The organism is Rhizobacter sp. P3_B12, from assembly GCF_056402895.1.
Window position 1 is genome coordinate 1 of record NZ_JBFUGN010000577.1, and the last position, 3953, is coordinate 3953.

Annotated in this window: 4 protein-coding genes and 1 pseudogene; 3 read left to right on the top strand and 2 right to left on the bottom strand. The window is 67.7% G+C overall.

The annotated features are described in order from the left end of the window. Nucleotides 1–1662 (top strand): ATP-binding protein (locus AC1D01_RS23985; RefSeq protein WP_477870801.1); only part of this gene is annotated, 1662 nt, incomplete at its 5' end. On the opposite strand, the gene AC1D01_RS23990 is transcribed toward AC1D01_RS23985, so the two are convergent. Continuing rightward, on the bottom strand, nt 1659–2279 hold the full coding sequence (locus AC1D01_RS23990) for a TetR/AcrR family transcriptional regulator (protein WP_477870803.1): 621 nt from the start codon (nt 2277–2279) through the stop codon (nt 1659–1661). The two genes, AC1D01_RS23985 and AC1D01_RS23990, sit on opposite strands and share 4 nt — an antisense overlap. A 76-nt stretch (nt 2280–2355) precedes the next feature. Here AC1D01_RS23990 and AC1D01_RS23995 point away from each other — a divergent pair, with 76 nt between their 5' ends. Next, a complete protein-coding gene (locus AC1D01_RS23995) occupies nt 2356–3183 on the top strand; it encodes an alpha/beta fold hydrolase (protein WP_477870805.1) in 828 nt (275 codons plus the stop codon). Further along, complete coding sequence (locus tag AC1D01_RS24000; protein WP_477870807.1) at nt 3180–3623, top strand: hypothetical protein; 444 nt, start codon at nt 3180–3182, stop codon at nt 3621–3623. Before AC1D01_RS23995 ends, AC1D01_RS24000 begins: the two co-directional genes overlap by 4 nt. Before the next feature lie 150 nt (nt 3624–3773). Here AC1D01_RS24000 and AC1D01_RS24005 read toward each other — a convergent pair. Further along, nucleotides 3774–3953 (bottom strand): annotated as a pseudogene (locus AC1D01_RS24005) (helix-turn-helix domain-containing protein); the annotation flags it as partial.

Here is a 3953-nt window from a genome sequence, read left to right on the forward strand (position 1 = left end):
GCCTGCCCCGGCCTGCGCCTCCTCGCCACCAGCCGCGAGGCGCTGGGCTTGCCGGGCGAGCAGATCTTTGCGGTCGGCCCGCTGCCATTCGACTCCGATGCCGTGCGCCTCTTCGTCGACCGGGCCCGGCTCGCCAGGCCCGACTTCGCGCTGACCCCGGCCAACGAACCGGTCATMGCCGAGATCTGCCGCCGGCTCGATGGCATCGCCCTCGCGATCGAGCTGGCCGCGGCACGCGTGCGCATGTTCGCGGTCGACGAGATCCGCTCGCGGCTGGACGACCGCTTCCGCTTCCTCACCGGCAGCTCGCACGCCGCGCCGCGCCACCGCACGCTGGGCGCCACGCTGCAGTGGAGCGTGAAGCTGCTGTCCGAGCCGGAGGCGCAGGTCTTCGCGCGGCTCTCGGTCTTTGTCGGGGGCTGCACGCTGGCCGCGGCGGCCGTCGCCGCGGGCATCGACGATGAATACGCGGTGCTGCAGATCATGACGCAGCTGCACGACAAATCGCTGCTCGTGATGGCGCCCGAGAACCTGCCCGAGCCGCGCTTTCGCATGCTCGAGACGGTGCGCCAGTTTGCACAGGACCTGCTCGACGACACCGGCGAAGCCCAGGCCGTGCGTGCGCGCTGCCTGGCCCACTTCGTCGCGTTTGCCGAAGCGGCCGGCGGCCACCTGCACGGCCCGGGCGAGCTGGCGTGGCTGCGCCGGCTGAAGGCGGAACAGGACAACCTGATCGCGGCGCACGACTGGTGCGCCCAGCTGCCGGAAGGCGCCCACGCCGGCTTGCGCTTCGTCGCGGCGCTCGGCCGCTACTGGACCTTTGCCGGCCCGCTCGACGTGGGCTACGGCCTGGGCACCGCCGCGCTGGCGCGAGACGCACACGGGCTCGACGACGCGCTGCGCGGCAAGGCACTGCTGGCGATGTCGCACCTCGCGTACAAGCGCGGCTTCTATGACGAGGCCCTGCGCTGGGCCGACCAGGGCGGCGAGCTGGCAGCGTCGGCCGATGACGCCGAGCGCACCGCCGTGGCGCTGAGCCTGCGCGCCAACGCATGGCATGCGCTGGGGCGCGCCGACGAGGCCTTGTCGGCCTATGAGCAGGCGACCGAGCTGCTGCGCTCCAACGGCGTGCCCGACATCCGCCTGGTGGTCAGCCTGAACAACATCGCCGAGATCCACCGCGGTGTCTGCCGCCATGCGCAGGCACGGGCGCTGTACGACGAGGCCATCGCGCTGGCGAAGCGGCTCGAGCTGCCCGCTTCGGTGACGGGGCAGCTGCAGAGCAACCTGGCGCAGGTGCAGGTCACCCTCGGGCAGTGGCCGGCGGCGCACGAGACGCTGCAGGTGCTGTGGCCGCTGGTGGCGCGCGACGGCCTGCCGAAGATGGGGGCGAGGCTGGCGGAAGTGGCCGCGGGCCTGGCTTCGGCGCTGGGCGAGCATGCGAACGCGGCCAGGCTGCACGGCATGGCGCTGGCGGGAAGGCACCAGGATGGGGAGCAGGCCGATCCGGTGGACGAGGCATTCATCGCGCCGCTGATGGCGGCATCGCGCGGGGCGCTGGGGGTGGAGCGGTTCGAGGCGGAGCGTGCTGCGGGGGAGGCGATGACGCAGGCGGAGGTGGAGGCATGGATGGCGGATTGGCTGGCCACGCCAAGGTCCTAGGCGCCCAGGCCGATGCAGGCAAACGCCGCATCGGCGAGCCCTTCTCTGAAGTGCAGTTCGGGGYCGAACTGTCCGTCCGCAAGGACTCCATCGATGAGGAGCAGCAGTTGGCGAGCGGCCCGCGCCGGATCGGTGGCGCCGAGCAATCGGCACATGTCGGCCAGCCGTCGCACCACCTCGATCTTGTTCTGGGCAGAAAGTGCCTTGCCGGCGTGATCGAGACCCCGGAATTCGGTGGCGGCATTGATGAACGGGCAGCCCCGAAACCTCGGGGACGAACTCAGCTTCCCGAACGCATCGAGCAAGCCCCGCAATTGCGCGCGCGGGTCGTCGGGGTGTCGCCCCACCATCTCATCCCACCAGGCAAAGAACAATCGGTTCTGCTCCCGGAGCACCGCCTCGATCAGCTCATCCTTGGAGGCGAAGTTGCGGTAGAGACTCGTCTTCGACACACCTGCGCGCTCGGCGATGGTGTCCACGCCGGTCGCAAGAATGCCTTCTCGGTAGAAGGCGTCGAGCGCGATGGCCAGGATGCGGTCCCGGGCCGTGGGTTCGCCCTTCGCGGGCGCGCCTCGGCGGGAACGGATTTCTTGGGCAGGAATGTTCGAGGTCGTCATGGCAATCTCCGTTGACAATGGTACAGGTCTGTACCTATATTTAAAGGTACAGACCTGTACACATCGAAAGCCATCCATGTCATCGCATCAAGACACGTCCGTCGACACCAGCGCTGCCGCCGATGTCGAAGCCTTCATCGACGCGCTGCTGCGCATCAAGCGGCCGCCCGAGGACGCGCGGACAGTGGATGCCGAGGTCATTCCCTTGCTCGTGGATACCCCCGGAGCGTGGCCTGACGGCGCACAGGTGATGGTGCATGTGAGAAAGCGCGGACTCGGGCCCCACGCCTTGCTGGTCCACGGCTGGCAGGGAAGGACGTCCGACATGGAGAAAATCAGCGACGCTCTCGTGGCGTCGGGCTTCACCGTGTGGGCTCCGCACCTGCCCGGCCACGGGACTTCCGGCGGAGAGCGCCTGTCCATCCCGCTGGCGGCGCGTGTACTGCGAGCGGTCGAGGGTGTCACCGGGCCGCTTGCACTCGCGGTCGGGCACTCGATCGGAGGGGCCTGCATCGTGCAGGCCCTTGACGAAGGCCTGCAGGCGGACCGTGTGGTTCTCCTGGCGACACCGACCCACTATGGCGGGTATGTGCGCGCGATGGCACGGCAAGCGAGATTGGAGGGTGACACCGTCGCGCATCTGCTGAACCGACTGCAGGAGGTGATCGGCGTCCATCCAGACCGGATCGACATGCGCCGGCAGGCTGCGTCGATGCACCAGCCAGCTCTGTTCATTCACGCGTCCGACGACAAGGTCGTCCCCCACGAAGGTGCCCAGGCCGCGGCGGCCAGCTGGCCTGGCGCCAAATGGCTCCTGCTCGAGGGCCTGGGACACTACAAGATGCTGCTCGAGGATCCGCGAGTGGTTCGGCGCGTCCTCGAGTTCGCTTCCCACACAACATGAATCCGCTCAACCTTGACCCATTCCCGCAGCCAGACTCAAACGAATCAGACAGCGTGGAGAAGGCCCTTCTGGCGCTTCGAGAGGCGAGCGATGAGCAGGCCGCAGTCGACGCCTGCGATGCGTTCCTCTGGGCCATGGGCAACAACCACGCAGGCACCTTTTTCCCGGTCGTATTGGGTGTCCTTCCTGCGCTTGAGCAGATTCTTGCCAGTGGGCAAGCATGGGCGCAACGTGCCGTCATCGAGTCGCTCATCGACCTCGGCGGCACCTTCGCTCCTGAGCAAGGGTACGAAACATACCTTGGCGTCTCGGTGCAAGAAGCACTGACGACGTTCATTCACTCCCTGCGTCCCCACCTGGTGGGGCTGGCGACGGGACATGATGCTCGAGCCCGGAGCGCGATTGATCTTCTGGAGCTCATTGACGACCAGGCGGCATGACCATTTCATCGAACTGGCCCCTCAGCGCGAGCTTCACACCTGCGACTACCACTGCGCCAGAAACTCACCGACCACTGACACGCAATGCTCGTAGCTGGGTTGATAGTCCAACACGGCGATGGCGTCGAACGCGGCGCGCAAGCTGGGACGTCATGCCCAGAGCGCCTGCCGATGGACCGACAAGGACTTGGCCAGCTTGGCGACGTTGCGCCAGACCGTTTTCGGCGCAACGTGCGCGTGCGCAGCCGCCTCTTCCACGGCCATGACGACGATGGGCACCGGCGCTTCGTCGAGCAGGTGCACCAGATGCGGCACGAACGGAGCTTGCAC

Excerpts from the sequence above, each read along its gene's own strand:
- AC1D01_RS23995 (WP_477870805.1), top strand. The coding sequence starts at position 2,356 with ATGTCATCGCATCAAGACACGTCCGTCGACACCAGCGCTGCCGCCGAT.
- AC1D01_RS24000 (WP_477870807.1), top strand. The coding sequence starts at position 3,180 with ATGAATCCGCTCAACCTTGACCCATTCCCGCAGCCAGACTCAAACGAA.